The organism is Nitrospirota bacterium (genome assembly GCA_020851375.1).
Taxonomy (GTDB): Bacteria; Nitrospirota; 9FT-COMBO-42-15; order HDB-SIOI813; family HDB-SIOI813; genus RBG-16-43-11.
In genome coordinates this window covers 48,534-67,053 of record JADZCV010000019.1, presented here as the reverse complement: position 1 = coordinate 67,053, position 18,520 = coordinate 48,534, and the positions used below count along the sequence as shown (strand labels likewise).

19 protein-coding genes and 2 pseudogenes are annotated in these 18,520 nt (G+C 46.8%); 19 read left to right on the top strand and 2 right to left on the bottom strand.

All coding sequences use genetic code 11. The features are described 5' to 3' along the window. Positions 1-48 precede the first annotated feature (48 nt). The 14 genes from IT393_04055 (at position 49) to IT393_03990 (ending at position 12,272) form a co-directional block, all read left to right on the top strand. Entirely contained in the window at positions 49-840 is a 792-nt protein-coding gene (locus IT393_04055; GenBank protein ID MCC7201824.1) for a hypothetical protein, read from the top strand. A 45-nt stretch (positions 841-885) separates the two neighbouring features. Then, entirely contained in the window at positions 886-1,263 is a 378-nt protein-coding gene (gene dksA, locus IT393_04050; GenBank protein MCC7201823.1) for an RNA polymerase-binding protein DksA, read from the top strand. 12 nt (positions 1,264-1,275) lie between these two features. After that, positions 1,276-1,587, top strand: coding sequence for a 50S ribosomal protein L21 (rplU, locus tag IT393_04045; GenBank protein ID MCC7201822.1), 312 nt, complete (start codon positions 1,276-1,278; stop codon positions 1,585-1,587). A gap of 10 nt (positions 1,588-1,597) precedes the next feature. Continuing rightward, positions 1,598-1,855: a 50S ribosomal protein L27 gene (rpmA, locus tag IT393_04040; protein MCC7201821.1), complete on the top strand. Its 258-nt coding sequence runs from the start codon at positions 1,598-1,600 to the stop codon at positions 1,853-1,855. A 53-nt stretch (positions 1,856-1,908) separates the two neighbouring features. Beyond that, on the top strand, positions 1,909-3,000 hold the full coding sequence (gene obgE / locus IT393_04035; protein ID MCC7201820.1) for a GTPase ObgE: 1,092 nt from the start codon (positions 1,909-1,911) through the stop codon (positions 2,998-3,000). A gap of 331 nt (positions 3,001-3,331) precedes the next feature. After that, positions 3,332-4,468, top strand: a complete 1,137-nt coding sequence (gene proB / locus IT393_04030; GenBank protein MCC7201819.1) for a glutamate 5-kinase — start codon at positions 3,332-3,334, stop codon at positions 4,466-4,468. A 27-nt stretch (positions 4,469-4,495) separates the two neighbouring features. After that, positions 4,496-5,752: a glutamate-5-semialdehyde dehydrogenase gene (locus tag IT393_04025; GenBank protein MCC7201818.1), complete on the top strand. Its 1,257-nt coding sequence runs from the start codon at positions 4,496-4,498 to the stop codon at positions 5,750-5,752. Positions 5,753-5,776: 24 nt separating this feature from the next. Next, entirely contained in the window at positions 5,777-6,451 is a 675-nt protein-coding gene (locus IT393_04020) for a nicotinate-nucleotide adenylyltransferase (protein ID MCC7201817.1), read from the top strand. Positions 6,452-6,519: 68 nt separating this feature from the next. Continuing rightward, positions 6,520-6,921, top strand: coding sequence for a ribosome silencing factor (rsfS, locus tag IT393_04015; GenBank protein MCC7201816.1), 402 nt, complete (start codon positions 6,520-6,522; stop codon positions 6,919-6,921). Continuing rightward, positions 6,921-8,306, top strand: coding sequence for a tetratricopeptide repeat protein (locus tag IT393_04010; GenBank protein MCC7201815.1), 1,386 nt, complete (start codon positions 6,921-6,923; stop codon positions 8,304-8,306). Before rsfS ends, IT393_04010 begins: the two co-directional genes overlap by 1 nt. Then, complete coding sequence (locus IT393_04005) at positions 8,291-9,838, top strand: 2,3-bisphosphoglycerate-independent phosphoglycerate mutase (protein MCC7201814.1); 1,548 nt, start codon at positions 8,291-8,293, stop codon at positions 9,836-9,838. The genes IT393_04010 and IT393_04005 overlap by 16 nt, the downstream gene beginning before the upstream one ends. Before the next feature lie 227 nt (positions 9,839-10,065). Next, positions 10,066-11,532, top strand: coding sequence for a DUF4382 domain-containing protein (locus IT393_04000; GenBank protein MCC7201813.1), 1,467 nt, complete (start codon positions 10,066-10,068; stop codon positions 11,530-11,532). Positions 11,533-11,644: 112 nt separating this feature from the next. Beyond that, positions 11,645-11,938, top strand: a complete 294-nt coding sequence (locus IT393_03995) for a type II toxin-antitoxin system RelE/ParE family toxin (protein MCC7201812.1) — start codon at positions 11,645-11,647, stop codon at positions 11,936-11,938. Between the two features lie 16 nt (positions 11,939-11,954). Beyond that, on the top strand, positions 11,955-12,272 hold the full coding sequence (locus tag IT393_03990; GenBank protein MCC7201811.1) for a HigA family addiction module antidote protein: 318 nt from the start codon (positions 11,955-11,957) through the stop codon (positions 12,270-12,272). Positions 12,273-12,593: 321 nt separating this feature from the next. Here IT393_03990 and IT393_03985 read toward each other — a convergent pair. After that, positions 12,594-12,989 (bottom strand): annotated as a pseudogene (locus IT393_03985) (DUF86 domain-containing protein). Beyond that, positions 12,986-13,276 (bottom strand): nucleotidyltransferase family protein, encoded by a 291-nt coding sequence (locus tag IT393_03980; GenBank protein ID MCC7201810.1) that lies wholly within the window; start codon positions 13,274-13,276, stop codon positions 12,986-12,988. The pseudogene IT393_03985 and the gene IT393_03980 overlap by 4 nt, the downstream one beginning before the upstream one ends. A 298-nt stretch (positions 13,277-13,574) precedes the next feature. Here IT393_03980 and IT393_03975 point away from each other — a divergent pair. From IT393_03975 to IT393_03955, 5 genes and pseudogenes are all read left to right on the top strand, one after another. Next, positions 13,575-14,819, top strand: a pseudogene (locus tag IT393_03975) (site-specific DNA-methyltransferase). Between the two features lie 139 nt (positions 14,820-14,958). Further along, positions 14,959-15,639, top strand: a complete 681-nt coding sequence (locus IT393_03970) for an SOS response-associated peptidase (protein ID MCC7201809.1) — start codon at positions 14,959-14,961, stop codon at positions 15,637-15,639. A 9-nt stretch (positions 15,640-15,648) separates the two neighbouring features. Then, positions 15,649-16,104 (top strand): Mut7-C RNAse domain-containing protein, encoded by a 456-nt coding sequence (locus IT393_03965; protein MCC7201808.1) that lies wholly within the window; start codon positions 15,649-15,651, stop codon positions 16,102-16,104. A 63-nt stretch (positions 16,105-16,167) separates the two neighbouring features. Next, entirely contained in the window at positions 16,168-16,959 is a 792-nt protein-coding gene (gene mazG / locus IT393_03960) for a nucleoside triphosphate pyrophosphohydrolase (GenBank protein MCC7201807.1), read from the top strand. Between the two features lie 236 nt (positions 16,960-17,195). Then, positions 17,196-18,497, top strand: a complete 1,302-nt coding sequence (locus tag IT393_03955) for a nodulation protein NfeD (GenBank protein ID MCC7201806.1) — start codon at positions 17,196-17,198, stop codon at positions 18,495-18,497. Positions 18,498-18,520: the final 23 nt, after the last annotated feature.

Below are 18,520 nucleotides of genomic sequence, written 5' to 3'. Positions count from 1 at the left end.
CCCCCTTTAGTAAAGGGGGGAGAGGGGGGATTTGCTCGGGGATTTTGGATGAAGGTAATTAAATTAGAAGAAAACGCTGTTGACATAGATGCTGCTTCAACACACTATCGCGACCTTAATGAAGAGATCAACCGTGTAGTAAATGAAGGCGTGAAACATATAATAATCAGGAATGTCAATGGTCAGCGGTTCATAGGCGCAGGACTGCAGGGTAATGATATAAGGATTGATATCCATGGCGTTGCAGGGAATGATATGGCGGTATTCATGGATGGTCCAACAATTGAGGTGTTTGACAATGCACAGGATGGCGGTGGGAATACGATGAATGCCGGCAACGTATATGTACATGGTCATGCAGGGGACGTATGCGGTTATGGAATGCGCGGGGGGAGATTCTTCGTCCTTGGCGATGTCGGTTACAGGGTCGGTATTCATATGAAGGCATATCTGGGCAAGACCCCTGTACTTGTCATAGGAGGGACGGCAGGTCATTTCCTCGGTGAGTACATGGCGGGCGGAATAATTATATTATTGGGTCTTGAAAAAAGGGCAGGTCACCCGATTGCAGGAGATTACCTTGGGACAGGGATGCACGGAGGCACTATATTTGTCCGCGGAGAAGTGGATAGCAGAAGGGTTGGCAAGGAAGTCGGCATTGAAAAACTTAATGATAATGATTTTCTCATACTGAAGAGGGAACTGTCAGAGTTCTCAAAGGTATTTCATCTGAGTTATGATGAGATGATGTCTGAGCCATTTGTAAAGTTATATCCCAAAACGCACCGTCCCTATGGACCATTGTATAATTCACGGTGGTTTTGGCAGAGGGGCGGTTAGCATTGACTATTTAATCTTTTTTTGATACTGTATTGGGTTGGAAAGATGACAGCGGCGAAAAATAGAACTGATAAATATGAGGAGATCAGACAGGATTTGGAGAACCAAAGGACTGTCCTGTTATCTGAGGCAGGTGTCCTTATAGGGGAGGGACTAAACCCTGACAAGATAAATTTCCCTGATGTAACAGATCAAGCCTCTGCAGAAGTAGATAAGAATTTTGCGATCCGGCTCAGGGAGAGGGAACGCAAGCTGCTGAAAAAGATAGACGAGGCCCTTGAGCGTATAGAAAAAGGGACATTTGGCATTTGTGACGGTTGCGGCGAAGAGATCGGTTACAATCGTATCAAGGCGAGGCCGGTTACGACATATTGTATTGAATGTAAGACACAACAGGAAGAAGACGAAAAACTGAGAGAGTAAGGAGAAAAGATCATGTATGCAATTGTAGAAACAGGGGGCAAACAGCAAAGGGTATCAACCGGAGATGTTATTTCCATTGAAAAGGTGGCCGGTGATGAAGGATCAACCATAGAGTTTGACAAGGTCCTTGCAGTTGGCAGCGGAGACAGTGTTGTTATCGGGAAACCATATGTTGCCAATGCAAAGGTCGTAGGCAGTATCGTGTCTCAGTACAGGGATAAGAAGGTGCTTGTTTTCAAAAAGAAGCGCAGGAAGAATTACAGGCGCACAAATGGTCACAGACAGTGTCTGACGAGGGTCAGGATTGTTGAAGTAAAAGGATAAAGGAGACAACATGGCACACAAAAAAGGTCAGGGAAGCATACGAAACGGGCGTGACAGTAATGCCCAGAGGCTTGGCATAAAGTGCTTCGGCGGGCAGGTCGTTCCTGCTGGTTCCATTCTGGTTCGTCAGCGCGGAACCAAATTTCATCCTGGATTTAACGTAGGAAAAGGCGGGGATGATTCCCTGTTTGCCAAGATTTCAGGTGTTGTCCAGTTTGAAAGGGTGGGGAGAGACAGGAAAAGGGTTAGTGTATATCCAGTGATGTAGTCAGTTCCCGTTACTCTATCATTTCGTTAATATGTTTGCCCCAGGTTCTTGTAATGTTATCTGGGGCATTTTTGTATAAATCAATGTTCATAGACAGGATAAAAATATTTGTTCATGCCGGCGATGGCGGAAATGGCTGTATAAGCTTCAGGCGTGAGGCATATGTGCCGCGCGGCGGACCCAATGGAGGGCATGGAGGCAAGGGAGGAGACGTTGTTGTAGAAACTTCCTCCAACCTGTACACCCTTCTTGACCAGAAGTACCACCAGCACTATATTGCAAAGCGTGGCGCTCATGGCAAAGGGAAAGACATGCGCGGCAGGGATGGTTCTGATGTGGTCGTTAAGGTTCCGGTAGGTACCATGGTCTATGATTTTGAGACCAGCGAGCTTATTGCAGACCTTACACACGACGGGGAACAGGTAATAGTTGCCAGCGGCGGCCGCGGTGGACTTGGCAATGCTGCATTCGCAACCTCTGTCAACCGGACGCCGAGATATGCCCAGCCTGGGGAAAAGGGGCAGGAGCGATGGCTTCTGCTTGAACTTAAATTATTGGCTGACGTTGGAGTAATCGGCCTGCCTAATGCAGGCAAGTCTACACTCCTGTCTGCCGTATCTGCAGCACGTCCCAAAATAGCCGATTATCCCTTTACAACGCTCAATCCAAATCTGGGAGTTGCAGGTTACGGCAGGGAAAAGAGCTTTATCATGGCAGATATCCCAGGTCTTATAGAGGGCGCTCACGAAGGAAAGGGGCTCGGTTTTCAGTTTCTCAGGCATGTGGAGAGGACATCCGTGCTGCTGCATCTTGTAGATATATCAGATGGTGCCGTACTCCCGCCTGTTGAGGCCCTTGAGACGATCAACAGGGAACTTTCCTTATACCAGACGGACCTGTCGGATAAAGTCCAGGTGGTAGCCGGGACAAAGACCGATGCGATGACGAGCGAAGACAGGCTAAAAGAGCTTGCAGCTTATTGTAAGAAAAAAAGATTAAAGTTTTTTCCAATTTCAGCAGCAACAGGCTACGGAGTGAAAGAGGTCATGAGTTACCTGGGGAAATTGTTGGAAAAGAGTAGAGCGAAGGCAGAGGATGCAGCAGATAAAGCCCGGGTTAAAGAACCGGGTGTTCACAAAGTATGATGGAAAACCCCCCTTAGTCCCCCTTTTTCAAAGGGGGACTAAGGGGGGAGAGGGGGGATTTGAACGGAGATTTTCAGGTGAACCGTCATGAGCCCTTCGATTGTTCGACAAGCTCACAGCTCAGGGCTCACCAGGGTTTATGAAAACGTCATTCCCGCGTAAGCGGGAATCCAGACCGAGGCTTGATCCTGGATTCCCACTCCCCGCTTAAATCGTGCGGGGACAGGTTCCGTGGGAATGACGGGTATATAGGAGCATTTTTGGATTATGTATTTAAAATATAATTCTTCGTGTCCTTTGTGTCTTTGTGGTAAATAACGGGGATTTTCAGATGAAACTGTCAGATGAACGGGTAGACTTACTTCACAATGTCAGGCGCATTGTTATCAAGATAGGCAGCAGGGTGCTTGCCTCATCTGCCCGTGGCATCAACGCCCTTAGAATAAAAAGAATAATAAAAGAAATAGCGCTTCTTCGTCAGGAAGGGTACGAGGTGGTAATAGTATCATCCGGTGCAATAGCCGCCGGGATGAAGGAGCTTGGACTCAGCAATAAACCAAAAGGAATCCCCCTGAAGCAGGCTGCGGCTGCTATTGGTCAGAGCAAATTGATCCAGATGTATGAGAGAAACTTCAGCCGCTTTGGCATTAAGGCTGCACAAATCCTGCTGACCCGTGATGATATCACTGACAGGAGGCGGTTTTTAAATGCCAGAAATACCCTTATAACCCTGTTGTCATATGGCATAGTCCCTGTTATAAATGAAAATGATACTGTAGCCATTGATGAGATCAAATTCGGAGATAATGACCTGTTATCAGGACTTGTTACTAACGTAGTTGATGCCGACATTCTTATCATACTTTCTGACATTGAGGGATTATTTACCGCGGACCCTTCAATTCACCCGGATGCAAGGCTGGTACCGCTTGTGCGGGATATTAACAAGGACATAGAAAACTTTGCCGGTGACTCCCGTACCATCGAAGGGACAGGGGGGATGGCTTCAAAGGTTCAGGCGGCAAAAAAGGCGGCCGGATACGGGATACCAGCAATTATTATGAGCGGCAGTAAGCCGGGGCTCCTCGTTAATGCGCTCAGAGGCAGTGATGTCGGAACAATATTTCTTCCCCGGAAATCAAGGCTCACAAGCAGGAAGCACTGGATAGCATATGCCCTGCATACAAGTGGTTACCTGGTCCTCGATAATGGGGCTAAAGACGCCCTGCTGTTGCGCGGGAAGAGCTTGCTCCCATCCGGGGTTCTGGATATTAAAGGGCATTTCGAAGCAGGAGATGCTGTGACATGTGAGGATGGAGAGGGAAAGGCATTTGCCAAGGGCCTGACAAACTATAGTTCAAGGGAGATTGAAAAGATAAAGGGTAGAAAGACAGGTGACATCGCGGCGATATTGGGTTATAAGGATTATGATGAGGTGATACACCGTGATAACCTTGTAATCTTGTAGAAAACAAACGGTGTTGAAGGAGTAATCATGGATATAAAGAGTTACATCGAAGAAAAAGGCAGGAAGGCCAGAGAAGGTGCGAGGAGGCTTGCAGTCCTTTCTTCTGCTGTAAAGAACCGGGCGCTTATTGAAATGGCTGATGCTATTGAAGCAGCGTCAGGCAGGCTCAAGGAAGAGAACGGGAAAGATATAAGGGCAGGAGAGGCGGGGGAGCTGTCTTCAGCCCTGATAGACAGATTGACCCTCAATGACAAGAGGATCCGGGAGATGGCTCAGGGACTGAGGGAAGTGGCAGCATTGCCGGACCCGGTTGGTGAAGTAACGCGCATGTGGACGCGTCCGAATGGCATGCAGGTTGGAAAGATCCGTGTGCCGATAGGCGTCATCGGGATTATTTATGAATCAAGGCCCAATGTTACGGTTGACTCTGCCGGGTTATGTATAAAGGCCGGAAACAGTGTTTTCCTGAGGGGTGGGTCAGAGGCGATCCATTCCAACAAGGCCATTGCGAAGATATTGATTGATGCCGGACTAAAGGCAGGGTTGCCTGAGGGGGCCATTACGCTTGTGGATATTGTTGACCGGGAGGCTGTCATGGCCATGCTCAGGATGGATCATTATATTGACCTGATAATACCGAGGGGCGGAGAAGAGCTGATCAGGACTGTATCAGCCAATTCCACTATACCTGTAATAAAACATTATAAGGGGATCTGTCATACCTATGTTGACGAAGATGCGGATGCCGGAATGGCCGGTGAGATCTGTTTTAATGCAAAGGTACAGCGTCCCGGAACCTGTAATGCCATGGAAACGATGCTTGTCCACAAGGGTGCGGCGGAGAGGGTCCTTCCAGGACTGCTTGAAAAATTCCGGAAGGCAGGTGTGGAGATCCGGGGTTGTTCGCGTACCAGGCAGCTTGACCCGGCAATACGTCTGGCAACAGAAGAAGACTGGGATACGGAACATCTGGCCCTCATACTGAATATAAAAATTGTTGATGACATGGATGAGGCGCTCAGGCATATTGAGACACACGGGTCACAGCACTCAGAAGCTATAGTGACAAACAATCATAAAAGGGCGATGCAATTTCTCAGGGCTGTGGATGCAGCAGCCGTATTTGTCAATGCATCCACGCGCCTTCACGACGGAGGCCAGTTCGGACTCGGCGCAGAGATCGGTATCAGCACTACGAGAATACATGCGAGGGGTCCTATGGGGCTTGAAGAGCTTACCTCCATGAAGTTTATAGTGCTTGGCGACGGACAACTGAGGGAGTAGTACAGTCAGAGGGGTATAAGAGACTTGCAACGCATCGGTCTTTTCGGCGGAACTTTCAACCCAATCCACACGGGTCATCTCAGGATAGCAAATGAGATAAGAGAGCGCTTCTCGCTTGATTCCATAATATTTATCCCTACAGGCATCCCGCCGCACAAGCATAAAAACGAGGTTATTTCCCCTGTCCACAGGCTGCGCATGGTTGAGCTTGCTGCTGCTCCATATGAGTATTTCTCAGTCTCTTCCATAGAAGTTTACAGGCAGGGATTTTCTTATTCCATTGATACGGTCAGGGCTTTACAGAATGAGCTTGGCGCATCAGCAGAACTATTCTTTATTACCGGCATTGATGCCTTTCTTGAGATCAGGACCTGGAAGGATGCAGGCACGCTACTCGGCCTGTGTAATTTTATCGTGATCCAGAGGCCGGGTTACAGATTTGCCGAACTTAAAAGAATTGAATTGCCTGCGCTGGAGGGTGTTTCATCATCTGAACTTGAGGGGCTTGACAGCGGCAGGCTTAAAAGGCTGTCTGTCCCTCTTTCCGGGAAATATTCACTGTTCCTTGAGCGTATTACTCCATGCGACATTTCCTCAACAGAGCTTAGAAGGCTTATTCACGATGGCAAAGAGGTTAAAAACCTATTGCCTGATAATGTAATGTCATATATAATGGAACAGGGATTATACTTGGGGTAAATGGTTCGGAGACCCGATATTCATTGCAGACAGGCTCGAAAATTATAAAAGGATCAAAAAAAGGATTGCTGACGGGTAAGAAGAAGGCGATCCTTGCAGCGAGATGCCTGGACGGAAAGAAGGCATCTGATATCGTTGTTCTCGAAGTGACTGCCTTGAGTTCCATTGCTGACTATTTTGTAATTGCAACCGCTGATTCAAAACGACAGATCAAAACCTGTGCTGATTACATAGATGAAACGCTGGCCCAAAAAGGCATTCGCTCCCATCATCTTGAGGGGATGGCTAATCTTGAATGGGTTCTGATGGATTACGGGGATATAATAGTTCATATTTTCGACAAGGACTCCCGTTTATATTATGGCCTCGAAAGATTATGGGGTGATGCGCCGAATATAGAATTCAAGGCCAGGAGCAGGACGACCGTAAAGCGCCGAGTCAGAAAAGATACAGCAGAGGAGCAGATTTAATGCGTCTTATATTTGCCATATTTGCCATATTTGCAATAGTAATAGTCCTCTATTTTGACCGCCTTAATCCGGATGCTGTTACAATAAATCTTAGTTCAAATTATTCCTATACAATTTCCATGGTCGGGTTCTTTCTGTTTTCGTTTGCACTTGGAAGTGTTATCGTAATTGTGTTCACCCTTCTGCGGGATGCAAAGAATATCTTTGTTGATTGGAGAAACAGGCAGCGCCAGAAGGTTGAGGAGCGTATTCAGGAGACCTTTTCAAAGGGGCTATATGCCCTTCTGTCAGGAAAATATGAGCAGGCCATATCATATTTCCGGGATATTATTAAGCTGGAACCAAATCATTTTTATACACTGCTGAGGATGGGTGATGCATATCAGCATGAGCGTAATTATGCAGAGGCAATAAAGTTTCATAAGAAGGCAAGGAAAGTGGACGAGAAAAGCCTTGAGGCACAGTTTGCACTTGCCAGCGATTACCTCCTGTCTTCCTCGTATGATGAGGCGGTCATGGTGCTTCAGGAGGTCATAAAGAGGGATTCATCCAATTTGGAGGCCCTTGTCCGGCTCAGGGATATTTATATAAAGACCGGCAAATGGGATGGTGCCCATGAGCTTCAGGGACGTGTGGTCAAACGCCGTAAGGACAGCCTGGAAGACCAGAGACTCCTTATGGGTCTCAGATATGAGTTTGCGAGATTGTTGTTCAACAGAGGTGAGAGAGAGAAGAGCAGGAAGTTGTTTAAAGGTATAATCAGGGCTGACAAGGATTTTATACCTGCATATGTGATCCTCGGCGACCTGCTTATTGAAGATGGAGATGGGGCAGAGGCGGCTGACCTCTGGGAAAAAGGTTATTATATGAATTACAGCGAGATACTCCTCCACAAACTCGAAGACTATTACCTTCAGCTTGGAGAGCCAGGGAAAATAATATGGGTGTATAAGAAGGCGATTTCCCTCAATCCGCAGAATCCCGCATTAAAATTCTACCTTGGGAAACTCTACTACCGGCTTGAGATGCTTGATGAGGCATTTGATGTACTGGCGGAACTCGAAGGCGTTGAGAGTGCCATGCCGGACCTCTATAAACTACTGGGCACCATATACGAAAGAAAAGAAGAGCATGGGAAGGCAGCGGCAGAATTTAAGAGGGCGCTCGGACTTCGCAAGAGGGTAGTAGTGCCGTACTTCTGCCCTCTTTGTGATTTTCATACCTATGAATGGAACGGCAGGTGTCCGAGATGCGGTGCCTGGAACTCCTTTACGGTCTCGCCTGTCTATGTAAAAAAAGAGTCATATCCAATAATGAGGAATAAATGGGAAAAACCCAAAGCAGAGCTGGGCTTTAAAGACAGCATGGAATGGGGCAGAGTTTAAAATTGTTAATTCTCATTATTCTTGATGGGTGGGGGATAAACAGCCGGAAAGAGGGTAATGCTATTGCCCTTGCACAAACGCCTGTTTATGATTCCCTCCTCAGCGAATTCCCCCATACCATACTTGATGCATCCGGTGAATCCGTAGGCCTGCCGGATGGCCAGATGGGCAATTCAGAGGTTGGCCATCTAAATATAGGCGCCGGCCGCGTTGTATATCAGGACTTTACCCTCATTAATAAGGCAATCAGAAACGGGGAATTTCAGAAGAACAGTGTGATTCTTGAATGCCTTCGCAGGGTGAAGGCGGCTTCAGGAAGGCTGCATCTGATGGGCCTCCTCTCTGACGGCGGTGTCCACAGTCACATTGAACACCTGTTTGCACTGCTCGATATGGCAGGTAAAGAGGGACTGAAGGATGTTTATATACATGCATTTCTCGATGGACGGGATACCCCTCCGCAGAGCGGTATGGGCTATCTTAAATCATTGCAGGGTTATCTGAAAAAATCAGGTACAGGAAGGATTGCCACAGTATCAGGACGTTATTATGCGATGGACAGGGACAACAGGTGGGACAGGGTTGAGAAGGCCTATAATGCCCTCGTGTCAGGAGAAGGCCTGACGGCAACAGACCCGGTAGAAGCTATAGAAAAGAGTTATGCCGGAGGCGTCACTGATGAGTTTGTACTGCCGACGGTCATGGTTGATTCATCAGGCAATCCCGTTGCGCCTATTAAGGATGGTGATGGTGTATTATTCTTTAACTTCAGGTCGGACCGTGCAAGGGAGCTTACAAAGGCCCTGACCCTTGCTGATTTCAATCAGTTTAACCGGAAGATGGTACCTGCACTCTGCAGTTTTACGACAATGAAATTATATGATGAAAAGATGCCGCTTCCTGCTGCCTTTCATCCGGTAAAATTAACTAACATCATTGGCGAGGTCGTAAGTAAATCCGGCCTCAAACAATTCAGGATAGCAGAGACAGAGAAGTATGCCCATGTTACATACTTCTTTAATGGCGGAGAGGAGAAATCATTCCCGGGTGAAGACCGCTTTCTTATTCCATCTCCAAAAGAAGTTGCGACCTATGACCTGAAGCCGGAGATGAGCGCGTATCAGGTTACAGAAGAGCTCGAGAAGCGGATTCGCTCAGGTGAATATGGATTTATCCTGGTAAATTATGCAAATCCTGACATGGTAGGTCACACAGGTGTCCTCAGCGCAGGCATCAGGGCGGTCGAGGTGATAGATGAGTGCCTCGGCAGGGTGCTCACTGCTGTCCGTAATGTAAATGGTGTTGCGTGCATTACGTCAGACCATGGCGATATAGAGCAGATGATAGAATACAATACTGGCAGCCCCCACACAGCCCACACCACAAACCTGGTACCCTTCATTGTAACAAAAAAAGGCATCCGGCTAAGGCCCGGCACAGGCATTTTTGCAGACATAGCCCCAACCCTCCTCGACCTGATGGGGATTGAAAAACCTGCTGAGATGACAGGCAAATCGCTTATAGTCAGGTAAGCGCTACAAGCCCTTTTTGCATCCTGAACCTTTGTTTCTGCTTGGTCCTGTGCTAACATTGTGATGTGAAATACTGCTATATTGGCTGGAAAGAGCAAAAATAAATCTGCCCCAGTTTTTACTTTATATCGTGCATTTAGATGTCCCGGTAATCTTTTCTTTGACATTACAATATGGCTAATATATATTTAGGTCACCTGATGCGGTCCATCTAACGGAGGTCCATCATGAAGACACTAAAGAACATCAGCAGCATTTCGTTTATTTTCATCGGCCTCAGTTTAATCCTGACAGGCATTCTCAGCGGTTGTGGGTCATCGGCCAGTGTCAGTGAAGGTTCTGCCCGGACCGGCAAGGTAGCAATCCTGCTTACAGATGGGCCTACAGACGAGTTTTCAGAGGTCAATGTAACAGTCAATGAAGTCAGCCTCTTATCAGATGATGGAGGACCTGTCGTCCTTTTCAACGGCGAACGCCGCGTCAACCTGCTGGCCCTTCAGGAGGTTCAGGATCTTTTTACCATTACAGAGGATGTCCCTGCAGGTATATATAGCAAGATCCGCCTGAGGGTAAGCGAGCCTGAGTTTGTCAAAAAAGACGGGCAGGTTGTTACCACCAGCCAAATCCACCTTGTGGCAAACGGGAAGATAGACCTGGTGCCGGACCAGCCGATCGAGGTGATCCCGGGTGAGGCCATGGTCGTAAGTCTTGATTGCGACGCAGAAAAATCCATTTTCATCCATGTTTCAAACCCGAATAGCCCGGTCTACCAATTCCGGCCCGTGGTCTTTGTTAATATCGTTCATGATTATGACACCCGTCTGGTTTCCGTGAGAGGTAAGATTGCCTCAATAGATCCAGTGACACACTCCTTCCTCCTCTTGCGAACCCACCCGATCTTCAATCTGTCAAAGATAGGTATGGCAGCAGACCAGTATGAGGATGGTCTGATGAATGAGAATAGCCTTGCGAGGAGATACCTCGTACGTGTGGATGTCACGGACATGACCCGTATCTTTGATGAGGGCGGGCAGCCAGGGGATTTTGATTCCCTTGAGGTTGGACAGGGTGTTCATGTCCGGGGACTGCTCTCCTTTGAAGATGATCTGCATCTCAAAGCCGGCCTTATAGAGATCGGCCAGTATATCCGCCTGAGCGGTGAAATTACGAGTGGAATAGATGAGGGGGGGCGCTTTGGTTTCAGGCCTGATCCTGGCCTGGGGGTGATAGGTGAACTCCAAGTTCAGGTATATAATGAGACCTTAATATTTGAGGCGGTAACCCGGCAGAGGCTAAATGCAGAAGATCTGGTTATGGGCAAACGGGTCCTTGTTGAAGGGGTGCTTGATTTGGGGACAGAGCCGGACCTCTTACATGCCGCACTAATCATTGTAAAGCCCCAGGAGTTTATTCTGACACACCTCAAAGGGAACCTGTTTGATCCTGATCCGGAAAGCCGGACTTTTCAACTCAGCCAGGATTGCCCGGGTTATCTTGACTGTCCAGCAGTACTGCTTCCGGTTCATGTTATGTCAGATGCCGTGATCCTTAGAATAAGCACTGAATTAGACACTTATGTGGGGATTGAGCAGGTCCCCTTTGAAGCGCTACAGAATGGAGACAAAGTAGACGTGTTCGGAAAATACGATCCCTCCGGAAGCCCCTTTCATGCCACAGTCGTGCTGGTAAATTAAAGTACCCGTAATAAGTCTGCGTGCCTTTTGCTTATGGAAGAATTGATGTTGCCATATATAACGTTATCCGTTATAATTAAGAGTGGTATATTGATTCAATCAGGGAGGCCTGTTGATCAAATCGTTCAGGGAGAGGGGCACAGAGGATATCTTTGACAGGAAAAACACCAGAGACGCGCGTCAGGCTTGTCCGCAGCAAATCTGGCGCGTGGCGCAACGAAAACTTGATCAACTCAATGGCGTTGTTTCTCTGGAGTCGTTGAAAATTCCGCCGGCAAATTCCCTGGAAGCCCTTAAGGATGACCGGAAGGGGCAGTATAGCATACGAATTAACGACCAGTTCCGCATTTGTTTTGTGTGGACAAACGATGGAGCAGAAAAAGTAGAAATTACAGATTACCACTGAACCAAGGAGGCAGAATATGGTTCGCATACCTAAACATGGTCCGCCAACGCATCCCGGCGAAATGCTGTTGGAAGAATTTCTTAAACCCCTGAATATGGCGCAAAGTGAATTGGCGGAAAAACTCGGGGTTTCATATCCCCGTGTTAATGAACTGATTCACGGGAAGAGGGGAATAACGCCGAATACGGCGCTTCGACTGGAGAAACTTTTCGGTATGGAAGCACAGTTTTGGCTTAATTTGCAGGTTGCCTGGGATCTCTATAATGTGGCTCATTCATCATCTGCAAAGGAGATAAAGAAGATAAAAAAGTTACGCGCATTAGCTCGGGTCTGAGGAGTTAAAGAGGATATTGCCTTTACTTACGCCGTATCCAGCAGAAAAAAGGAAGCATGGCATCTATCACTATGAGTAAACACTCCGGCCCATAATTCTCCTGGCAACATAATACCTGTCAGTGTCGGGAATAAGTTGACTCACGATCCATAATGCCATTATTACCCTGTGAAATAGCGATTTCAAGGGAGTGGCCTGCTCTAAATCCTATTTTCAAATAACAGGAACTGCAACATCAATAGGTTGGCGTCATACGGAGCGCTAAAAAAATGAATTTTTATGACTTACTGCGGGGCTTGGATTAGACAAGGTCTATATTATTCAGATGCTACCTCCTTCTTTGTCTTCGTCTTCTTCACCTGCCAATTCCTTTTCAAGCTGTGCAAGCGGCGGCAGTATGCCGGCAATGGATCTCTTTACCGGCGGAAGGTCCTGCGTTGCGATCTTCCATACCCGTTCCAGATCAACCCCTTCGTAGCCATGGATCAATACATCCCGGAAACCTGCCATCAGGCGCCACGGGACATCAGGATGTTTCTGCCTGTAGTCGTCGGGAACGCGTTTTGCCGCCTCTCCGATGATCTCAAAGTTCCTTATCACCGCATCCTGAATAATCGTATAAGCAAAGAATGATTTTTCACCTCCCTCGATGTACCGTTCAATCTTCTCAGCGCACTAGAGGATATGGGCAAGATAGATTCTCGGGTCTTTCTTCATAAGGGTTTTGCCTCCTTGAGAATCCTCCGGCGCAGCAGCCAATAAAGGCCGTCCTCTGTAACCACGTCAACCGGACGGCCAAGCAGATGTTGAAGTTCATCCACCAAACCGGCGGGAAACCAGGGGCTGGTTTGCTCTCGAACCTCCACCAGCAGATCAATGTCGCTTTCTTCCGTAGTATCTCCCCGTGAGGCTGATCCAAAGATGCGGATATTGTACGCCCCGTGCTTCTCCGCTATGCGCAGGATTTCTTCACGTTTTTCGTTCAGTAACTCTACAACTGTCATGGAGTGTCTCCCGTTTCCCTTCCGCACGCAAAGTATGGCGGTTGCCTGGAACGATATGGATATTTTCACATATTCCCTTCTCGTCCATAATTTATGCCTTATTCCTGACTTGTTCCAGGGTGATGGTAGTATAGAATATTGATGTCTATTTATCAATATAGCATGGATAGTAAGTAAGTTGACACACTCTCCCGAACTCTTCATAATCAAGCAGTGCCAAACTGTGTGGGCAGGAAGAATTAATTTCGGAGATAGATTGAAAACATCACATAAAATAATAACGGGTGACAGCAGACAAATGAATCTCTTAAATGACAAGTCAGTTCATTTGGTCATGACCTCACCTCCATACTGGCAATTAAAAGACTATGGAACTGAAAAACAGATCGGATTTCATGAAAGATATGAAAGCTATATCAATAATCTAAATCTTGTCTGGAAAGAATGCCACAGGGTATTACAACCAGGTTGCAGGCTTTGCATTAATATCGGAGACCAGTTTGCCCGTTCGGTCTATTATGGCCGGTATAAGGTAATTCCAATAAGAACAGAAATAATCAGGTTTTGTGAAACGATTGGTTTTGACTATATGGGGGCTGTCATATGGCAGAAAGTCACGACGTACAATACAACCGGAGGCGCTACCATAATGGGGAGTTTCCCGTACCCCAGAAACGGAATTTTAAAACTCGATTATGAGTTTATCCTGCTTTTCAAGAAACAAGGTGTTCCACCAGTACCTACCAAGGCACAAAAGGAGTCTTCTATAATATCAAAAGATGAATGGAATACCTATTTTTCAGGACACTGGTACTTTGCCGGGGCAAAGCAAGACGGACACATTGCCATGTTCCCTGAAGAATTGCCGTCGCGTCTGATAAAAATGTTTTCATTTTCCGGCGAGACTGTTCTTGACCCATTCCTCGGCAGTGGTACTACATCACTCGCTGCCTATAACTTGGGCCGTAATTCAGCAGGTTATGAAATAAATCCGGATTTTATTTCAACAATTAAAGATAAACTGAATGTTGCTCAACCGGACATTGTAAATACAGAATATGTCTTTCAAAAAGATAATGTAACGACCGACCTCAGTAGAGAAATTGAAAATCTCCCGTATATCTTTAAAGACCCACATAAACTTGATAAGAGGATAGATCCTAAAAAGCTTCAATTCGGTTCAAGAATTGATAAGAATAGCAGTGACAGGGAAGCCTTATACTAAGTAAAAGAAGTAATCAGTCCTGAACTGTTGAAGTTGAACAATGAATTGGTTGTTCGCCTTATAGGGGTAAGAGAAAAAAAGGCTGCTAACGGGCAGGCGATCAAATATCTTATAGAGAAAACAAAGGGGCAGAAAGTCTTTATGAAGTTTGACAATCAGAAATATGATGACCGAAACAACCTCCTCTGCTACCTTTACCTGAGAAACAAGACCTTTATCAATGCCCATATAATCAAAGAAGGATTAGTGGATATAGATACTTCTTTCAATTTTAAGTACAGAGACAGATTCTTAAAACTTGGAACGCAAAATGGCTAAAGAGTGGATACTTAACAGTGCAATATAGATACTGAGTAGATCGAGAGTACCTTAGATTTGTCTCCGTTTACTTCCTGTCATCCTATGGTGATGATTTTTTATAGTAGCATTTCTCAGCATATGAGATAATTTACATGAAATGTGCGGACGTTTCGTTCTATTCAGTTCAATACGTAAAATCGCGGGTGAGTTTGATGTAGTGACAGGAGAGCTGATACTCACCCCAGCCTATAATATTGCCCCAACCCAGGATGTCCTTATCGTTGTTGCTGACGGAGGCCGCAAGCTCATAAGGAGCAGGTGGGGTCTTATACCACCCTGGGCTAAGGACCCCCATATTGGTTACAAGATGATAAATGCAAGGGCTGAGACACTGGCAGAAAAACATAGTTTTAAAAGCAGCGTCAGGAAACACCGCTGCCTTGTCGTTGCAGATGGATTCTATGAGTGGAAAAAAGAGGGTAATGATAAGACCCCATTTTATATACATCTTAAGTCCGGAAGGCCATTTGGATTTGCAGGGCTATACAGTTACTGGCAGAGTCCTGAAGGAGGTCTTATATGCACCTGCACAATCATCACGACAAACGCCAATCCATTGCTGGAACCTATTCATAACAGGATGCCTGTCATAATTCCAGAGGATTACCGGGCCGAATGGCTTGACCCGGAAATACAGGATGAAAAGGAGATATTGCCTTTGCTTACGCCGTATCCAGCAGATAAAATGGAGGCATGGCATGTAACACCAGAAGTAAACTCTCCGGCCCATAATTCTCCTGACAACATAAAGCCTGTCGGGACGGAGGAAGATACCTGAGGGATTATCATGCGGTTCATTGCCGATGAGATGCTTGGGAGGCTTGCGAAGTGGCTGCGCATATTGGGTTATGATACGGCATACTTCAGACATATCCGCGACTCCGAACTTTTGAGGCTTTCTGTAGCAGAGAACAGGATCCTCCTGACAAGGGATACTCTATTCATCAAAAGAAGGGGTCTCAGGAATTTCCTGTTTATTTCGTACGACAAACCATTTGAGCAGATCCGGCAGGTAGTCAGAGAGCTCAGTATACCGTACCCAACTGAACCATTTACCCGTTGTGTTATGTGCAATAATATTCTTGAGCCCTTTACGAGAGAAGATGCATGCAGGACTGTCCCTGAATACGTATGTAAAACACAGGACGTATTTGGCAGGTGCTCCATTTGCCACAAGATATACTGGAAGGGGACGCATTATGAGCGAATGGAGAGAGTCCTGGGAGATCTGTTTGGAAGGTGAATAATTTGACACACACTCAGTAACTCTTCATAATTAAACAGCCATATAATGCAAAAAGGAGAAATGATGTCGAATAATTGGGACAGGCTTGTTCAGATAATGGACACATTGAGAGGGGAGAATGGGTGTCCCTGGGATAAAAAGCAGACAAGGGAGTCGTTAAAGCCTTATCTGATTGAAGAGGCTTATGAGGTGCTGGAGGCCATTGAAGAGAAAGATGCAAAGAAGCTCAGGGAGGAACTGGGCGATCTGCTCTACCAGATACTCTTCCATGCGAGAATCAGCAAGGAAGATAAAGAGTTTGATATTGAAGATGTACTTACTGCCTCCTGTGAAAAGATGGTGAGACGGCATCCACATGTCTTTGGGGACAAGAAGGCGGATAATGCTGAAGAGGTGCTGAAGCAGTGGGAGGAGATAAAGAAGGGTGAAAAAGGAAATGACAGGAAGTCAATCCTTGAAGGGGTCCCTGCGCACCTCCCTGCCCTCCTTCGCGCCCATCAGTTGCAGGCAAGGGCCGCACGGGTGGGGTTTGACTGGGAGCATGTGGACCAGGTCTTTGCAAAGGTTCAGGAGGAGATGGAGGAGTTTGAAGAGGCGTTCAGGGGCAAGGATCGCGAAGCTATGGAGAATGAGCTCGGCGACCTCTTGTTTGCGCTTGTAAATATAGGCCGCTTTATCGAGGTTAATCCTGAAGATGCCCTGCGAAAGACTATAAGCCGGTTTATGTCGAGGTTCAGGCATATTGAGGAAACGATCGCACAGCAGGGCCTGGATTGGAAAGGCGTGTCTTTAGAGGCCATGGAAGAGTTATGGCAGGAGGCAAAGGCGCTGGAGAAGAAAGCAGTCAGGTAGCGCCGGCAGGCAATTGGGAACACTTCCCCCGAAGAAAGCCAGATGGGAAGTGTCCCATCGCCGAGGGGATTTTCAGGTGAACCGTCATGAGCCACGGCTCACGACGGCAGATGACAATCCCCCTTAGTCCCCCTTTTCCAAAGGGGGAAAGTAATTCTTCTCTGTGTAAAAGGGGGAAATTAGTTCCCCCCTTTGGAAAGGGGGGGGATAGGGGGGATTTGAACGGAGATTTTCGAATGAAGGCAGGAAAATTACATATTAATTTAAGAATAATAATTTCATGTATCATATTCTTGTTGGGTGTCTATAGCCTTGCGCCTTCAGCCCAGAAACGTATATACGTTGCCAAATACGACGGTGTAATTAATCCTGTTGCAGGAGAGTATATTGTCGAGGTAATAAATGATGCCAATAAAAAGGATGTTACTGCCGTATTAATCGAACTTGATACGCCGGGCGGGCTTGATACCTCGATGAGGGATATTGTTAAAGAGATAGGGAGTTCTAATGTCCCTGTAATCGTATATGTATCTCCTGCCGGAGCCAGGGCCGCCTCTGCAGGTGTATTTATCACCCTCTCTGCCCATGTGGCAGCAATGGCACCCGGGACGAATATCGGCGCCGCCCATCCTGTTGCAGTCGGTGGCGGACAGATGGATGATACTATGAAAGAGAAGGTCGAAAATGATGCTGCTGCTTATATCAAATCTATTGCAGGGAAACGGGGCAGGAATATAGAGTGGGCTGAAAACGCCGTAAGGAAGAGCGTATCCATAACTGAAAAAGAGGCGCTCGATCTCAAGGTAATAGACTTTATTGCTGAGAACAGGGACGAGTTAATAAAAAAGATTGACGGCCGTGAGGTGACTACTAACGCAGGAAAGGTCAGGATTGACACTGCGGGAGTAGTTGTTGAGGAGTTCCCTATGGGTATGAGATTGCGGATATTGAATGCCCTCAGCGATCCCAATATTGCCTATGTCCTGATGATCCTCGGTATATATGGCCTGTTCTTTGAGCTTGCCAGTCCAGGCGCCATCTTCCCTGGTGTTGTAGGCGCCATATGCCTGATACTGGCATTTTATGCCTTTCAGACGCTTCCTGTAAATTATGCCGGCTTACTTCTTATAATACTTGGCATTATCCTCTTTATAGCAGAGATAAAAATCGTGAGCTATGGACTACTCTCTGTAGCAGGTGTAATATCTATGGTGCTTGGTTCGATCATGCTGATGAAGGTAGATGCGCCATTTTTCAGGATTTCATGGCTGATAATACTTCCTGCAGCATTGATGACCGCCCTGTTTTTTGCTGTCGCTATCGGGCTTGCGGTAAAGGTGCACAGACGGCAGCCGCTGAGCGGCAGTGATGGCCTTATTGGTGAGATAGGCGAGGCGGCTTCTGATATTGCCACGGAGGGGAAGGTATACGTTCATGGCGAGATATGGGATGCAAGGAGTGATGAGCAGATTAGTAAGGGAGAGAAGATAAGGGTTATTGGTACTGAACGCATGACCGTTGTTGTAAAGAAGGTGTAATGTGACATGACAATGAAAATCCC